Genomic DNA, 14,583 nt, shown 5'->3' on the forward strand with positions numbered 1-14,583 from the left:
GCTGACGGATACCGCTCTTCGGTACAGTATCGCTCAGGATGGCACCTGCGAGGGGCTGCGCGCACCCGGCGCGACCGGTTCCGCCCCCGGCACGCCCCGGTGGCATACTGATCGGGCCCCGCAGGATCGAGCCCGCCTGCGGCCCGCCTGAGCCACGAGGAGCAAGGATGGAACGCCTGTTACCCGAGGAGCTGATCCGGACCGGTTCACGCATCGCCGAGCGCCTGCGCCAGCGCAGCGTCTGCGTGCCCATTCCGGAACGGGCCATGGCACGAACGGTGACCGGGGCCAACGACCCCAGCCTGCGCCACCTGACGCTGCGCATCAGCGAAGGCGGGCGCATCGTGGTCAGCGGCGAGAAGAAGAAAGGGGTGTGGATCCCCTTCTCGGTGACCTTCATCGCGGTGGCACCGCCGCCCGGTACCGCCGGCCCCTCCGTGGAGCTGCACCTGGAGCGCACCTCCCCCTTCTTCGCCGCCCCCTTCGTCCTGCGGGCGCTGGGACGCATGCCCGAGATGGAGATCATCGGCAACCGGGCCCGGGTGCGCGTCGATCATTGGATCGATCAGCAGGGCTGGGCGGAATCCCTGCCCACCGGGATGTTCAAGCGGGTCCGCGTCACCGAGGTGGACACGGACCCCGGCAATCGGCAGCTGCTGGTGACGCTGGGGCTCGCGGGCGGGTAACACCCGGGGCCGCCGGGGTACGCACTGGCCTATCCGGCGACCGGCCCCGTGCCGAGGGCCTGGCTTAGATACGCGGCGGTGTAAGAGGCCGCACTCTCGGCCACGTGCTCCGGCGGGCCAGCGGCGAGGATCTGCCCGCCGCCGTCGCCGCCCTCCGGCCCCAGATCGATGATCCAGTCCGCGCAGCGCATGATGTCCAGGTCGTGTTCCACCACCACCACGGTGTTGCCGTGGTCGCACAGGCGCTGCAGCACCGCGAGCAGCTGCTCCACGTCGGCAAAGTGCAGCCCGGTGGTGGGCTCATCCAGGATATAGAGGTTGCGCCCGTGCTCGCGCCGCGAGAGCTCCCGGGCCAGCTTGACGCGCTGCGCCTCACCACCGGAGAGGGTCGTCGCACTCTGCCCCAGGCGCAGATAGCCCAGGCCGACCTCGCGCAGGGTCTCGAGCTTGCGGCGGATGGCGGGGACCGCTTCGAAGAATTCGTAGGCCTGGTCCACGGTCATCTCCAGGACCTCGTGGATGGTGTAGCCGCGGTAGCGGATCTCCAGGGTCTCGCGGTTGAAGCGAGTGCCGTGGCAGCTGTCGCAGGCGACGTAGAGATCCGGCAGCAGGTGCATCTCCACGCGGACCACGCCCTCGCCCTGGCACGCCTCGCAGCGCCCACCCTGCACGTTGAAGGAGAAACGCCCCGGCTTGTAGCCCCGGGCGCGCGCCTCGGGCGTGGCGGCGAAGAGTTCGCGCACCGGGCCGAACACCCCGGTGTAGGTCGCCGGATTGGAGCGCGGCGTGCGGCCGATGGGGCTCTGATCGATGTCCACCACCTTCTCGAAGTGCTCGAGACCGTGGACGCGATCGTGCTCCGCGGGGCTGGTCTGGGCGCCATTGAGGTCGCGGGCGGCGCTGCGGTAGAGGGTGTCGTTGATCAGCGTGGACTTACCGGAGCCAGAGACCCCGGTGACACAGGTCATTAAGCCCACGGGGATCTCGGCGGTCACGTCCTGCAGGTTGTGGCCGCGGGCGCCGGTCATCCGCACCCAGCGCTCGTCCTCCGGAGGACGCCGGCGCTGCGGCAGCGCAATGGTGCGCCGGCCGCTGAGGAACGCCCCGGTGACCGAATCCGGGTGCTCGGCCACCGCCTGCGGGGTACCGGCGGCCACCACCGTGCCACCGTGGATCCCGGCGCCCGGCCCCATGTCGATGATGTGGTCGGCGGCGCGCATGGCGTCCGGCTCGTGCTCGACGACGATGACGCTGTTGCCCAGATCCCGCAGCCGACGCAGGGTGTCGAGCAACCGATCGTGGTCCCGGGGGTGCAGCCCGATGGAGGGTTCGTCGAGGACGTAGAGCACCCCCACCAAGCCAGCGCCGATCTGACTGGCCAGGCGGATGCGTTGCGCCTCGCCGCCTGAGAGGGTCTCCGCCGCCCGGTCCAGGGTCAGGTAACCCAGCCCCACATCCTCCAGGAAGCCCAGGCGCTGCCGGATCTCCTCGAGGATCGGCCGGGCGATCTCCCCGCGGGCCCCATCCGGCTCCAGGGCCCGCACCCGCTCCCGGGCGACGTAGATGGGTAGCGCGGCGATATCCGGCAGGGCGACGCCCTCCACCCGCACGTTGCGGGCGCGCTGATTCAGTCGACCGCCCTGGCACTCCGGGCAGGTGCGCTGGGCCATGAAGCGACCCAGCTCGTCGCGGACGGTGGCGGACTCGGCCTCCCGGAAACGCCGCTCCAGGTTGGGGATCACGCCCTCGAAGGGATGAACGCGCTCCGTGTGGCCATTGCGGCCGGGGTAGTGGAAGACGATCTCCTCATCGCCGGAGCCGTAGAGGATGCAGTGTCGCGTGGACTCCGGCAGATCGGCCCACGGGGTCTCCAGACTGAACCCGTAGTGCGCCGCCAGCCCCTGCAGAATGGCGAAGTAGTAGAGGTTGCGCCGGTCCCAGCCACGAATCGCCCCCTCGGCCGGCGTCAGCTGCGGCCGGCTGACTACGCGCTCGGGGTCGAAGAAGTGCTGGGTCCCCAGCCCGTCGCAGGTCGGGCAGGCGCCCTGAGGGTTGTTGAACGAGAACATCCGCGGCTCCAGGGGCTCCACCGCGTGGCCGCACTCCGGGCAGGCGTGCTGCGCGGAGAAGACCAGCGCCTCGCGTTCCGGCTCGTCCATCCAGGCGACCCGCACCACCCCCTCGCCGATGCGCAGGGCGGTCTCGATGGAGTCGGCCAGCCGCCCGGCGAGATCGTCGCGGACCCGAAAGCGGTCGATGACCGCCTCGATATCGTGGGCGCTGTCGCCGTCGAGCTGGGGCAGCGGATCGAGTTCCACCACCTGGCCGTCGATCCGCACCCGGAGATACCCCTGGCTCCGCAGCTGCTCCAGGGTGCGCCGGTGCTCGCCGGGGCTCCCGTCGACCAGCGGGGCGAGCAGCATCATCTTGCTCCCCTCCGGCTCCGCCAGGATGCGATCGACCATCTCCGAGACCGTGCTCGCCTCCAGGGCGACCTGGTGCTCGGGGCAGTACGGGATGCCGGCCCGGGCGAAGAGCAGGCGCAGGTAGTCGTGGATCTCGGTCACGGTGCCCACCGTGGAGCGCGGATTGTGGGACGCCGATTTCTGCTCGACCGAGATCGCCGGCGACAGCCCCTCGATGTGATCCACGTCGGGCTTGTCCATCATCGACAGGAACTGCCGCGCGTAGGCGGACAACGACTCTACGTAGCGCCGCTGCCCCTCCGCATAGAGGGTGTCGAAGGCCAGCGACGACTTCCCCGACCCCGACGGCCCGGTGATCACCACCAGGCAGTTGCGCGGGATGTCGATATCCAGGTTGTCGAGGTTGTGGGTGCGGGCGCCGCGGATGCGGATATGGTCCATGCTGCTCTCGACGCGATGTGGCCGGCGAACCGTTTAAGGTACCGCGCCAGGGACGACATGTCAGGCCGCCGGCGCTGCTGCGGCCGGTTTCGCCGGACCGGCAAAACCTTTACATTGAGGCCAGCTGTGGGGCGGCAGACACGGAGCGTGGCCGCCCCGCTTCGCCGGCCGCGACGCGGCCCCATCCCACTGTTCACTAAAGACTTTTCGGAGGAGCACGGCCATGGCCAGCAGAGGCGTCAACAAGGTCATCCTGATCGGCAACCTGGGGAGGGACCCCGAGGTCCGTTACACCGCGTCGGGCAGCGCGGTGGCCAACGTCGCCCTGGCGACCTCGGACACCTGGCGCGACCGTCAGACCGGTGAACAGCAGGAGCGCACCGAGTGGCATCGCGTGGTCATGTTCAACCGCCTCGGCGAGATCGCCGGCGAGTACCTGCGCAAGGGCAGCAAGGTCTACATTGAAGGCCGCCTGCAGACGCGCAAATGGCAGGACCAGAACGGCCAGGACCGGTACACCACGGAGATCGTCGCCAACGAGATGCAGATGCTCGACAGCCGCGGCGGTGGGGGCGGTGCCGCGCCCATGGGCGGCGGCGGCGACCAGCGCCCGGCTCAGGCCCCGGCCGGCGACGCCGGTGGTGGCAGTGGCGGCGGCGGCATGCAGGAAGCCCCGGCGGATTTCGACGACGATATCCCATTCTGATCGGGACTTTTCAGCGACAGCCGATCGACCCACCCCGAGGCCCGCCCAGTGCGGGCCTCGGAGTTTCGGGTGCTCCCAACCCAGCCCCGCCTCTACAAATCAGGCCGGACTCGGCAGCGCCTCCTGCGCCGGCAAGGCCGTGTGCCGCAGGCGCAGGCTGTTGGTGACCACCAGCAGGCTGGAGAGGCTCATCGCCCCGGCGGCCATCATCGGTGAGAGCAGCACCCCGAAGAAGGGGTACAGGGCACCCGCAGCCACCGGCATCAGGGTCACGTTGTAGACGAAGGCCCAGAACAGGTTTTGCCGGATGGTGCGGAAGGTCTGCCGGGCCAGTCCCAGGCCCCGCGCCACGCTGCGCGGGTCGCCGGCCATGATCACCACGTCGCCGGCCTCGATGGCCACGTCCGTCCCGGTGCCCACGGCCACCCCGACATCGGCCCGGGCCAGCGCCGGGGCGTCGTTGATGCCGTCACCGACGAAGGCCACGTGCCGCCCCTCGGCCTGCAGGTCGCTGATGGCCGTCTCCTTGTCGGCAGGCAGCACCTCGGCGCGGACCTCGCGGATGGCCAACTCGGCGGCGACCGCCTCGGCGGTCGCCCGGTCGTCGCCGGTGAGCATCACCGTCCGCAGACCCATCCCCTGCAGGGCCACCACCGCGTCCTTGGCCCCCTCCTTGATCGGGTCCGCCACGGCCATCAGCCCGGCGATGCGCCCGTCGATGGCCACGTACATCGGCGTCCGGCCGCGCCGGGCCAGGGCATCGGCCTGCTCGGCCTGATCCGGCTCGATGGCTGCCCCCAGGGTCTCCATATAGCGCCGGGCGCCGATGGCCACGTCGGCCCCCGCCACCCGGCCGCGGATGCCGAAGCCGGCAACGGCCTCGACCCCTTCGGCCGCGGGCACCGCCAGCCCGCGCTCCCGCGCGGCCGCCACGACGGCCTCGCCCAGCGGGTGCTCGCTGTGCGCCTCCACCGCCGCGGCTCGAGCCAGGACCTCGTCGTACTGCCAGCCGCCCCGGGGCACTAGCTCCGTCAGCGCCGGGCGCCCCTCGGTCAGGGTGCCGGTCTTGTCCAGCACCACGGTGTCGATGCCGGCCGAGGCCTGGAAGGCCGCCCCGCGACGGAAGAGGATGCCCTGCTCGGCGCCACGCCCGGTGCCCACCATGATGGCCATGGGCGTAGCCAGGCCCATGGCGCAGGGGCACGCGATCAGCAGCACCGCCGCGGCCACGACCAGGGCGTGGTCGATGCCGAACCCGAGCGCGGTCCACAGCACCACCGCGCTGAGGGCCAGGAAGATGGCCCCCCAGACGACGACGCCGGCCACCCGGTCCACCAGGGACTGGATGGGGGGCTTGGAGGCCTGGGCCCCCTCGACCATGCGCACGATCTGGCCAAGGACCGTGTCGCCCCCGACCCGGGTGGCGCGGAAGCTAAAGGCGCCGCTGCCGTTGATGGTGCCGCCGATGACCTCGTCCCCGGCACCCCGGCCCACCGGCACCGGCTCTCCGGTGACCATGGACTCGTCGATGTAGCTCGAGCCCTCGACCACCTCGCCGTCCACCGGCACCCGCTCGCCCGGGCGCACCAGCACCCGCTCCCCGGGCCGGACCTCCTCGACCGCGACCTCGCTGACCACACCGTCGCGCTCGACGCGCGCGGTCGGGACCTGCAGGGCCATCAACCGCTGGATGGCCTGCGAGGCCCGGCCACGGCTCTTGAGCTCGAGATAGCGCCCCACCAGGACCAGGGTGATGATCACGCCGATGGCCTCGAAGTAGACACCGCGGGCCCCTTCGGGGAACAGCCCGGGGGCGATCAGCACGGTGGTGGAGTAGCACCACGCCGCCGAGGTGCCGAGCATGACCAGGGTGTTCATCTCGGGGGCCAGGCGGCGCAGCGCCGGGAGTCCGTGGATGAAGAACCGCCGCCCCGCCCAGCCCAGGACCGGCGTGGCCAGTGCCCACTCCACCCAGAGCCAGGCGCGCTCCGGCGCCAGGGCGGCCATGGCGTCCGCCAGGGCCGGCCAGAGCATCGGGCCCATGGCCACCAGGACCAGCGGGATCGTCAGCGTGGCGGCGATGACCAGATCACGCCAGAGATCGCTCAGCTCGCGGTCGCGACCCGCCGCGGCCTCTTCATCACTCTTGCGCGGCGAGGCCCGGAACCCGCCCCGGGTCAGGGCCTCGGCGATGGCGGCGGGGCTGACCTGGGCCGGATCGTAGGCGATGGTGGCCCGCTCGGTGGCCAGGCTGACCGAGGCCTCGGTGACCCCGGGCAGGCGCCCGGCGATGCGTTCCACCCGCGCCACACAAGAGGCGCAGGACATCCCCTCGACGCTGAGCTCGATGCGCGCCTCGGCCATTCGGCCTCCTCGCGCCCGGATGTTGGGGCGCTTAGTCGTCGGTAACCATACCGGTGAAGCCCAGCTCTTCCAGGCGCTGAGCGACCATGGCCGGATCGGGGCGTCCCTCCACGGCGGCCTCGTCGTCCTCGGCGCTGACGCTGACCACCCGCTCCACCCCGGGCAGGCTCTCCAGGGCCTCACGTACCGAGGCCTCGCAATGGGCGCAGCTCATGCCCTCAATCCGGATTCTGACCGTTTCCATGACTTGCTCCGTCTGCTTGGATCCGTTGCTCCAGCTTATCGACCTTGGCGTGCAGTTCGCGCAGGTGGTGAAGCATCTCTTCGCGCTCGTTGTGGGCCTTCTCCTCGGAGGCGACCCGCTTCTCTTCCTCTTCTTCCCAGTGCAGGGACTGCATGCTATTGACGATGATACCGATGAAAAGGTTCAGAACGGTAAACGCCGACACCAGGATAAAGGCTACGAAGTAGAACCACGCCCCGGTGTACTCCTCCATCACCGGGCGGGCGATGGCCTCTGACCAGCTCTCCAGCGTCATCACCTGGAACAGGGTGTACATGCTCGCACCGATGCTGCCAAACCAGTCGGGGAAGGTGTTGCCGTAGAGCTCGGTGCCCATCACGGCAAAGACGTAGTAGACCAGCCCGAGCAGCACCCCGATCCAGCCGATGCCCGGCAGGGCGCGCAGCAGCGACTCGACAATGATGCGCAGCCGGGAGACCTGGGAGAGCAGCCGCAGCAGGCGCAGGATGCGCAGCGCGCGGAGCACCGAGTAAGCGCCGGCGTCGGGGACCAGGGAGATCGCCACGATGCCGAAGTCGAAGAGGTTCCAGGGCCCTCGGAAGAAACGTGGCCCCCAGGCCACGACCCGCAGCGCGATCTCGACGACGAAGAAGGCGAGGATGAGTTCGTTGATCAGCGGGATGGCCCCACGACTCCACGCCACCAGATCGTCCGAGGTCTCCAGCCCCAGGGTGACGCCGTTGATGCAAATCACGGCAATGACCGTGTTCTGGAACAGCCGCGCCTCAACCAGCCCCTGCAGACGCGCGTGCCATTCCCTGATCGGGGAGCGCGCCCCCGAGCCCCGGTCACTTGAAAAAGCCAAACCCGCCTCCATCTTTAGAGTTACGGACGGGGGCACCAGCCACTGGGCCCCACTCCGAAGAACCCCCCAGTATAACGAGACAGGAGGTGATGCGTATGACACTCATGCGTTACGACCCCTGGAGCACACTGCGCGACCTGCAGAGCGACCTGGACCGGATCTTCGCCCCGGGCTCGGCTCGCCCTGGCGCGCTGGCGCGGGCCGGCGAGGACAACGGCGAGACCGCCAGCAATTGGCTGCCGGCCGTGGACATCCGCGAGGATGAGCAGAACTACGTGGTCCACGTCGACCTGCCCGGCGTCTCCCCCGAGGAGATCGATGTGGCCATGGACAACGGCATGCTGACCATCAAGGGTCAGCGCGAGTCGGAGGAGACCGAGAGCGGCGCCAACTGGAAGCGCCTGGAACGGGTCCGTGGCACCTTCTTCCGCCGCTTCACGCTGCCGGACAACGTGGACTCGGAGGGGATCCAGGCCCGCGCCCGCAATGGCGTCCTGGAGGTCACGGTACCCAAGCGCCAGGAAGAACCGGCCAAGCGCATCCAGGTGCAGGCGGCCGACGAGTAACCCTTCGCATCAACGACCCACCCGCCGCGGCCTCGCCGCGGCTTTTTTGTGGCTACAGGCGCCATCCGCCGGACGCGCGGGGTTGGGGTTCCCCCGCCGGCTGGCGCATACTGCCGGTTATGGAGCTTCGAAGCCGGACAAGAGCGGGACGGGTGGGCCTCGGGCTGGTACTCGCCGCCGTGACGCTGGGGGCGTGCACCGGCTATGGCCACCAGCAGCGACCGGCCCCCGAACCGACCGACACCCAGCCCGACTACTCGGACCCGCGCCAGTGGCCGGGTAGCCACCAGCTCGACCCGGATGCCGGCGATCGCAGCACCCGGGACGAAATGCGCGCGGCCGGCACCGAGATGTACAACCTGGGTCGCGATGCCGAACTCGAGGCGGGGGTCCGCGAACTCCAGCAAGGCATCCGCCAGGAACAGTCCGAGGTCCTCGGCACCTTCCCGGAGATCTACGGTCGCGGCGCCTGGCGGCGCTTCCCGACGCGCTAGGGTGACGGCCTGGCTAGCCCTCGCGACCGTGGGGGACGACCACCACGGGGCAGGACGCGTGCTGCAGCACCTGGTGGCTCACCGAGCCGAGCAACAGGCCGGCAAAGCCGCCGTGACCGCGGCTGCCGACAACGAACAGCTCTGCATCCTGCCCGGCCTGATCGAGCAGCGTACCGACAATGCCGTGCCGCTCGGCATGGACCACCTCTTTGCGCAGGTCGACCCCTTCGGGCACCTCGCCGATGGCACCCACCGCCCGGTCGAGGATCGCCCGCGCCTCCGCTTCCAGCTCCGAGGCAGCAGGGGCCACCAGCACACCGAGATCCGAGTCCAGGTAACGCCGGTCGATGACGTAGATCGCCCGCACCGGGCAGCGGCGCAGCGCCGCCTCGTTGACCGCCCAGTTGAGGGCACGCTGCGCTCCTGTGGAGCCGTCCATACCCACCACAATCGAACTCATAAGCCCCCCTTGGGTCGTGCAGGCTGTTTTTCGACGGACCGAGTGAATTATAGTCCAGTGACCATCGGCACAGACTACGGGGAAAGGAAGGCGAAATGAATGCCATCTGGCTTGCGGTTGCCGTTGTCGCCCTCTACATCTTTGGATGGCTCTGGTACTCACGGTTCCTAGCGGAGCGGATCTACCGTCTGGACCCGAACTTCGTCACACCGGCCCACCGCTACCGGGACGGCGTCGACTTTGTCCCCACCAACAAGTGGGTCCTCTGGGGGCACCACTTCACCTCGGTCGCCGGCGCAGCGCCGATCGTCGGCCCGGCCATCGCCATGTACTGGGGCTGGGGGCCCGCCCTGGCCTGGGTGGCCCTAGGGACCGTCTTCGCCGCCGGCGTGCACGACTTCGGCGCCCTGGTGCTCTCCAACCGCCACCGCGGTCAGTCGGTGGGCACCATGGCCAACCGGATCATTGGCCGCCGCGCCAAGCTCTTGTTCCTGTTCATCATCCTGATCCTCATCCTGATGGTGAACGCGGTCTTCGCCTGGGTGATCGCCAACCTGTTCATCAGCAACCCGGCCGCGGTCCTGCCGGTGGTCCTGCAGGTGCCGGTGGCGATCTGGATCGGCTACATGGTCCTGCGCCGCGGCGGCAGCCTGCTGGTGCCGTCGCTGATCGCCCTGGTGATCATGTACGGCACGGCCATCCTCACCACGCACTACGAGTTCCTGCAGATCGACCTGGTGCGCTGGTTCGGCGGTGAGGGCGAGACCACCGCCCTGTTTGGGCTGGAGGCCACCCCGGCCAGTTTCCTGATCTGGATCCTGGTCCTGCTGGCCTACGTCTACTTCGCCAGCACCCTGCCGGTGTGGAAGCTCCTGCAACCCCGGGACTACATCAACGCCCAGCAGCTGGTGGTCGGCCTGGGCATCCTCTACCTCGGTCTGTTCGTGATGCAGCCGGAGATCACGGCGCCGGCCTACAACACCGAGGCCACCACCTCCTGGTTCCCGCTGCTGTTCATCACCATCGCCTGCGGCGCCATCTCCGGCTTCCACGGGCTGGTGGCCTCGGGGACCTCCTCGAAGCAGCTGGACAAGGAGACCGACGCCCGCACCGTCGGCTACCTGGGGGCCCTGGGTGAGGGAACCCTGGCGCTGATCACCATCATCGCCGTGGCCACCCTGTTCGCCGGCACCGCCGAGTTCACGGACAGCTACTCGAGCTTCGCCGCGGCCGGCCAGGCCGGCGTCGGCAACTTCGTCGAAGGCGCCTCGCAGCTGGCGGGCGGCATCGGCATCCCGTCCGACGTGGCGGCCACCATCGTGGCGCTGATCATCGTCTGCTTCGCCGCCACCACGCTCGACTCGGCGGTCCGCCTGCTGCGCTACATCATCGGCGAGCTCGGCACCGAGTACCGCATCCCCAACCTCACCCGCCGCCACGTGGCCACCTCGCTGGCCGTGGGCCTGACCGCCTTCCTGGTGCTGGTCCCGGACGGGGGCGAAGGCCTCGGCTCCGGCGGTTACCTGCTCTGGCCGCTGTTCGGCACCTCCAACCAGCTGCTGGCCGGGATCACGCTGATGCTGATCTCGCTGTGGCTGTATCGGAAGGGGCGCAGCCCGATCCCCACCCTGATCCCAATGGTCTTCCTGCTGGCCATGACCATCTGGGCCATGACCGAGCAGGTGGTCCTGGAGTGGTCGGGGCTGCGCGAGGCCGACGCCGAGTGGCTGCTCTTCGGTCTGGGCGCGGTAATCCTCGGCTTCGCCATCTGGATCCTGCTCGAGGCGGTGCGGCTGTTCCGCAACCGCGACGAGCTGGAGGCCCTGCGTGACCCGGCTGACGAAGAGCCGGAGCGGGAGCGGTCATGAGCGCGGCGGACTCCTCCTGGTGGGCCTTACTGCAGCAGCTGCTGCGCGGCTACGACCAGTCGCTGCGCCTGGGCCACGATGCCGAGGTAAAACGGGAGCTACAGGAGCAGGAGGATCTGATCCTGTTGATGCTGTTCGGGGAGGCCATGGGCCTCCCCAACCCGGCCTCCTACTACACCCTGGAGCTCTATCCGGCGCTCATCGAGTCGTACCACGAGTGGCATCAGCGGATGGGCATGGACCACTCGCCGCTGGATCACATCCGGTGCTGTTAGGCGTCGGCCCGTGGAGGCATCGCGGTGATGCATGAACCGATCCTCTTCTTTTCCGGCAAGGGCGGCGTGGGCAAGACCACCACGGCAGCCGCCCACGCCTTGGCGGCCGCGGACAGCGGACGACGGGTGCTGCTGGTATCCACCGACCCGGCCCACAACCTGGGCGACGCCTTCAGCCAACCACTCGGCGGACAGCCGACGCGGGTGGCACCGAACCTCGATGCCATCGAGATCGACCCGGATGCGGAGTGCGCCCGCTACATCGAGCAGGTCAAGCAGAACATCCGGGCCACAGTGCGCTCGACGATGATCGAGGAGGCCGAACGCCAGATCGACATGGCCGGCCGCGCCCCGGGGGCCTACGAGGCGGCGCTGTTCGATCGCATGGTCGGAATCCTGCTGGACGAGGCCCATCCGGGCGAGGCGAAGGGGTACGATCAGGTGGTCTTCGATACGGCCCCCACCGGCCATACCATCCGACTGCTGACCCTGCCGGAGCTCATGGGGGCGTGGGTGGACGGCCTGCTCCGCCAGCGCACGGAGCACAACCGGGAGCGGTCGCAGTGGCTCGGCGACGGAGAGGTCCCGGAGGATCCGCTCTACGATCTGCTCAGTGAGCGGCGCCGACGCATCGCGGCGGTGCGCGACCTGATGCTGGATCCGGCCATGACAGCCTTCGTCTTTGTCCTCACTCCGGAGCACCTGCCGGTGGAGGAGACGCGGCGTGCGCTGGCGGACCTCGACAGCCACCAGCTTCGGGTCGGGGCGCTGGTGATCAACAAGGTGCTGCCGGAGGAGGCCGACGGTACCTTCGTGGCCCAGCGTCGCGCCGCGGAGGCGGAGCACCTAGCGGCGATCGAACGGCATTTCGCGGAACGGCGGCGCTACTACGTGCCGCTTCGCGCCGCGGACGTGCGCGACCTGGACGACCTGCGCGCCATCGCCGGGCACCTGCGGGACTGACCCCGGCGCGGGGGATGCCCCCGGTCCGCCGGCGTCGAACGAGCGCGCCCCTGCGGGGTCCCCTGCGCTGCTCACCGGCGCGGGGCCGCTCGCTTAACTCGCGGCGCTGGCGCGCCGCTCGGACAAAACCTCGCTGACCAGCGCGAACCGGTCAAGGTTCGCGCTGGGCCCCCGCGCCGGCTGCGCGGCTCGGCGCGCTCAATGACGCCGGCGGACCGGGGGCATCCCCCGCGCCGGGGTCAATCCGCTGCGCCGAGATCGAGCACCGTGGCGCCGGTGGTCGCCCGCGCCTCCAGATCCGTGTGGGCCCGGGCCGCCTTCTCCAGCGGGTAGCGCCGCCCCACCGCCGGCTCGATCACCCCCTGCGTAAGGGCATCGTAGTAGGCCGACGCTCCGGCCAGCAGCTCGTGCCGATCGGCGATGTAGTGGAACAGCACCGGCCGGGTCAGGAACAGCGACCCCTTCTGCGCCAGCAGCCCGGGCTCGATGGCAGGCGGAGCCCCCGAGGCATTGCCGTAACTGACCATCATCCCCAGTGGGCGCAGGCAATCCAGCGAGGCCTCGAAGGTGGCCGCCCCCACCGAGTCGTAGACCACATCCACACCGCGTCCCCCGGTGATCGCCTCGACCTTCTCGCGGAAGTCGTCTTGGGTGTAGAGGATGGGGTGGTGACAGCCGTGCTCGGCGGCCACCTGCGCCTTGTCCTCGTCGCCCACGGTGCCGATCACCGTGGCCCCGAGGTAGTCCGCCCACTGACAGAGGATCTGCCCCACCCCGCCCGCGGCGGCGTGGATCAGCAGCGTATGCCCCCGGCGCACCGGGAAGGTACGGTGCAGCAGCAGCCACGCCGTGAGGCCGCGGAGAGTCGTGCCACCGGCCACCGCGTCCTCCACCTCGTCGGGGACCGGGATCAGGCGATCCGCCGGCAGCACGCGGGCCTCGGCGTAGGCGCCGGGTGGCGGCGTGGCATACGCCATCCGTTCCCCGGTCTGCACCCCGCGGACCCCGTCGCCGACCGCCTCGACCACACCACAGGCCTCGACCCCGATGCCGTGGGGCAGCTGGGGCAGCGGGTACAACCCGCTGCGGTGGTAGCAGTCGATGAAGTTGACCCCGCAGGCGGTCTGGCGCAACAGGACCTCACCCGGACCGGGGGCGGGCACGTCGATCTCCTCGACCTGGAGTTGCTCGGGGCCACCCGTTTGATGGATGCGGACAGCGCGGGCCATGGCGTCCTCCTGTTGGCCGGGCGGCGCCGCTCAGGCGCCGGTGTCCAGCCCTTTGAGATAGTCCCGGAAGGCCGGGCCGAGTTCCGGATGTTCGAGTCCGTAGGCCACCGTGGCCTGCAGGTAGCCGAGCTTACTGCCGCAGTCGTAGCGTTCGCCGGCGTACTCGTAAGCGTACACCGACTCTTCCGCCATCAGGGAGACGATGGCATCGGTGAGCTGGATCTCCCCCCGGTGGTCGGGCTCGGTCCGGTCGAGGTGGTCGAAGATGTTGCGTGACAGGATGTAGCGTCCGACCACCGCCAGATTCGACGGGGCCTCAGCGGGGCTGGGCTTCTCGACCATGCCGCGCACGGCGGTCACCCCGTCGGCCACGGTCTCGCCCTCGACGACGCCGTACTTGTCCGTCTCGGCCTGCGGAACGCGCTCGACACCGAGCACCGAACCACCGCGGGCGGCGGCCACCTCGGCCATCTGGGCCAGCGCCGGGGCACCGTCACCGGCGTTGATCAGGTCGTCGGCGAGAATGACGCCGAACGGTTCACGGCGGCCGACCGCCGGACGGGCACAGGCGACGGCGTGCCCCAGCCCCAGGGCCTCGCCCTGGCGGATGTAGATACAGCTGACCCCCTTGGGCACGGTGTCCTTGACCAACCGGAGGAGCTTCTCCTTGCCCTTGGCCTCGAGTTCCCGCTCCAGTTCGGTGGCGGTATCGAAGTGGTCCTCGATGGCGCGCTTGGTGCGACCGGTGACGAAGACCAGGTACTCGGCGCCGGCGGCCACGGCCTCTTCCACGGCGTACTGGATCAGCGGCTTGTCGACGACCGGCAGCATCTCCTTGGGACTGGCCTTGGTGGCCGGCAGGAAGCGAGTGCCGAGCCCGGCCACCGGGAAGACGACGGTTCGGATGGGGTAGTTGGCGCTCAAGATACGACCTCCTGACGTTGTTCGGTCATTCCCTGTGCCGCCGGCCGGCGGCGATCCGGCCGACGGCCCTAC

The 14,583-nt window shown here is 69.7% G+C and carries 14 protein-coding genes; 7 read left to right on the forward strand and 7 right to left on the reverse strand.

All coding sequences use genetic code 11. From position 1 onward, the window contains the following. Nucleotides 1-167: 167 nt before the first annotated feature. Nucleotides 168-686, forward strand: coding sequence for a hypothetical protein (locus HHAL_RS11025; protein ID WP_011814968.1), 519 nt, complete (start codon nucleotides 168-170; stop codon nucleotides 684-686). Between the two features lie 29 nt (nucleotides 687-715). Here the strand turns inward: HHAL_RS11025 and uvrA are convergent, their stop codons facing one another. After that, on the reverse strand, nucleotides 716-3,553 hold the full coding sequence (gene uvrA, locus HHAL_RS11030; RefSeq protein WP_011814969.1) for an excinuclease ABC subunit UvrA: 2,838 nt from the start codon (nucleotides 3,551-3,553) through the stop codon (nucleotides 716-718). 223 nt (nucleotides 3,554-3,776) lie between these two features. Between uvrA and ssb the strand changes: the two genes are divergently transcribed. After that, nucleotides 3,777-4,259 carry a single-stranded DNA-binding protein gene (gene ssb, locus HHAL_RS11035; protein ID WP_011814970.1) on the forward strand — a complete coding sequence of 161 codons (483 nt, stop codon included), beginning with the start codon at nucleotides 3,777-3,779 and terminating at the stop codon, nucleotides 4,257-4,259. Between the two features lie 99 nt (nucleotides 4,260-4,358). Here ssb and HHAL_RS11040 read toward each other — a convergent pair whose 3' ends face one another. The 3 genes from HHAL_RS11040 to HHAL_RS11050 are packed head-to-tail and all read right to left on the reverse strand — an operon-like array spanning nucleotide 4,359 to nucleotide 7,732. Next, nucleotides 4,359-6,623: a heavy metal translocating P-type ATPase gene (locus HHAL_RS11040; RefSeq protein WP_011814971.1), complete on the reverse strand. Its 2,265-nt coding sequence runs from the start codon at nucleotides 6,621-6,623 to the stop codon at nucleotides 4,359-4,361. Between the two features lie 31 nt (nucleotides 6,624-6,654). Continuing rightward, nucleotides 6,655-6,867, reverse strand: a complete 213-nt coding sequence (locus HHAL_RS11045) for a heavy-metal-associated domain-containing protein (protein ID WP_011814972.1) — start codon at nucleotides 6,865-6,867, stop codon at nucleotides 6,655-6,657. After that, nucleotides 6,842-7,732, reverse strand: coding sequence for an ion transporter (locus tag HHAL_RS11050; protein WP_242463852.1), 891 nt, complete (start codon nucleotides 7,730-7,732; stop codon nucleotides 6,842-6,844). The genes HHAL_RS11045 and HHAL_RS11050 overlap by 26 nt, the downstream gene beginning before the upstream one ends. Before the next feature lie 95 nt (nucleotides 7,733-7,827). Here HHAL_RS11050 and HHAL_RS11055 point away from each other — a divergent pair, with 95 nt between their 5' ends. Both HHAL_RS11055 and HHAL_RS11060 read left to right on the forward strand, forming a co-directional pair. Beyond that, on the forward strand, nucleotides 7,828-8,298 hold the full coding sequence (locus HHAL_RS11055) for an Hsp20/alpha crystallin family protein (RefSeq protein ID WP_011814974.1): 471 nt from the start codon (nucleotides 7,828-7,830) through the stop codon (nucleotides 8,296-8,298). Between the two features lie 152 nt (nucleotides 8,299-8,450). Beyond that, nucleotides 8,451-8,792, forward strand: coding sequence for a hypothetical protein (locus HHAL_RS11060; protein WP_041595182.1), 342 nt, complete (start codon nucleotides 8,451-8,453; stop codon nucleotides 8,790-8,792). Between the two features lie 13 nt (nucleotides 8,793-8,805). Here HHAL_RS11060 and HHAL_RS11065 read toward each other — a convergent pair whose 3' ends face one another. Continuing rightward, on the reverse strand, nucleotides 8,806-9,252 hold the full coding sequence (locus HHAL_RS11065; protein ID WP_011814976.1) for a universal stress protein: 447 nt from the start codon (nucleotides 9,250-9,252) through the stop codon (nucleotides 8,806-8,808). A 95-nt stretch (nucleotides 9,253-9,347) separates the two neighbouring features. Between HHAL_RS11065 and HHAL_RS11070 the strand changes: the two genes are divergently transcribed. Genes HHAL_RS11070 through HHAL_RS11080 form a run of 3 tightly spaced genes read left to right on the forward strand, consistent with a single transcriptional unit; the run spans nucleotide 9,348 to nucleotide 12,358 of the window. After that, nucleotides 9,348-11,120 (forward strand): carbon starvation CstA family protein, encoded by a 1,773-nt coding sequence (locus HHAL_RS11070; RefSeq protein WP_011814977.1) that lies wholly within the window; start codon nucleotides 9,348-9,350, stop codon nucleotides 11,118-11,120. Next, on the forward strand, nucleotides 11,117-11,395 hold the full coding sequence (locus tag HHAL_RS11075; protein ID WP_011814978.1) for a cory-CC-star protein: 279 nt from the start codon (nucleotides 11,117-11,119) through the stop codon (nucleotides 11,393-11,395). Before HHAL_RS11070 ends, HHAL_RS11075 begins: the two co-directional genes overlap by 4 nt. A 27-nt stretch (nucleotides 11,396-11,422) precedes the next feature. Next, nucleotides 11,423-12,358, forward strand: coding sequence for an ArsA family ATPase (locus HHAL_RS11080; RefSeq protein WP_011814979.1), 936 nt, complete (start codon nucleotides 11,423-11,425; stop codon nucleotides 12,356-12,358). Between the two features lie 239 nt (nucleotides 12,359-12,597). On the opposite strand, the gene HHAL_RS11085 is transcribed toward HHAL_RS11080, so the two are convergent. Beyond that, on the reverse strand, nucleotides 12,598-13,587 hold the full coding sequence (locus HHAL_RS11085; RefSeq protein ID WP_011814980.1) for a quinone oxidoreductase family protein: 990 nt from the start codon (nucleotides 13,585-13,587) through the stop codon (nucleotides 12,598-12,600). 30 nt (nucleotides 13,588-13,617) lie between these two features. Then, the gene (galU, locus tag HHAL_RS11090) at nucleotides 13,618-14,511 is read right to left on the reverse strand and encodes a UTP--glucose-1-phosphate uridylyltransferase GalU (protein ID WP_011814981.1); all 894 of its coding nucleotides are present in this window, start codon (nucleotides 14,509-14,511) and stop codon (nucleotides 13,618-13,620) included. Nucleotides 14,512-14,583: the final 72 nt, after the last annotated feature.

This window comes from Halorhodospira halophila SL1, assembly GCF_000015585.1.
Taxonomy (GTDB): domain Bacteria; phylum Pseudomonadota; class Gammaproteobacteria; order Nitrococcales; family Halorhodospiraceae; genus Halorhodospira; species Halorhodospira halophila.

Bases quoted from the DNA above. Each gene is read 5' to 3' on its own strand.
- HHAL_RS11025 (WP_011814968.1), top strand. From the start codon at position 168: ATGGAACGCCTGTTACCCGAGGAGCTGATCCGGACCGGTTCACGCATC.
- uvrA (WP_011814969.1), bottom strand. From the start codon at position 3,553: ATGGACCATATCCGCATCCGCGGCGCCCGCACCCACAACCTCGACAAC.
- ssb (WP_011814970.1), top strand. From the start codon at position 3,777: ATGGCCAGCAGAGGCGTCAACAAGGTCATCCTGATCGGCAACCTGGGG.
- HHAL_RS11040 (WP_011814971.1), bottom strand. From the start codon at position 6,623: ATGGCCGAGGCGCGCATCGAGCTCAGCGTCGAGGGGATGTCCTGCGCC.
- HHAL_RS11045 (WP_011814972.1), bottom strand. From the start codon at position 6,867: ATGGAAACGGTCAGAATCCGGATTGAGGGCATGAGCTGCGCCCATTGC.
- HHAL_RS11055 (WP_011814974.1), top strand. From the start codon at position 7,828: ATGACACTCATGCGTTACGACCCCTGGAGCACACTGCGCGACCTGCAG.
- HHAL_RS11065 (WP_011814976.1), bottom strand. From the start codon at position 9,252: ATGAGTTCGATTGTGGTGGGTATGGACGGCTCCACAGGAGCGCAGCGT.
- HHAL_RS11070 (WP_011814977.1), top strand. From the start codon at position 9,348: ATGAATGCCATCTGGCTTGCGGTTGCCGTTGTCGCCCTCTACATCTTT.
- HHAL_RS11075 (WP_011814978.1), top strand. From the start codon at position 11,117: ATGAGCGCGGCGGACTCCTCCTGGTGGGCCTTACTGCAGCAGCTGCTG.
- HHAL_RS11080 (WP_011814979.1), top strand. From the start codon at position 11,423: ATGCATGAACCGATCCTCTTCTTTTCCGGCAAGGGCGGCGTGGGCAAG.
- HHAL_RS11085 (WP_011814980.1), bottom strand. From the start codon at position 13,587: ATGGCCCGCGCTGTCCGCATCCATCAAACGGGTGGCCCCGAGCAACTC.